The organism is Salmonella sp. SAL4457 (genome assembly GCF_046548235.1).
Taxonomy (GTDB): Bacteria; Pseudomonadota; Gammaproteobacteria; order Enterobacterales; family Enterobacteriaceae; genus Salmonella; species Salmonella enterica.
In genome coordinates this window covers 1-252 of sequence record NZ_JBGDZO010000929.1, presented here as the reverse complement: position 1 = coordinate 252, position 252 = coordinate 1, and the positions used below count along the sequence as shown (strand labels likewise).

The following is a 252-nucleotide window of genomic DNA, read 5'->3' as shown; positions in this document are numbered from 1 at the left end:
GCCATCCTCAACCTCGCGGTGAACGCCCGCGACGCCATGGGCGAAGGCGGCCGCCTGGAAATAGGCGCGCGGACCGACCTGGTGATCGACGGCGCGGTGGACGGTCTCGGCGCCGGCCGCTACGTGTGCCTGGAAGTCGCCGACAACGGCGGAGGCATGCCCGCCGAGGTGCTGGCCCGCTGCATGGAGCCGTTCTTTTCCACCAAGGGCGTGGGCAAGGGCACCGGCCTCGGCCTGTCGATGGTCCAGGGC

At 71.4% G+C, this 252-nt stretch carries 1 protein-coding gene; it reads left to right on the top strand.

Annotated features, from left to right (window positions below; genetic code table 11):
• The coding region (locus ACLJNW_RS26925) for an ATP-binding protein (protein WP_410961611.1) at positions 1-252 on the top strand (252 nt) is incomplete at both ends.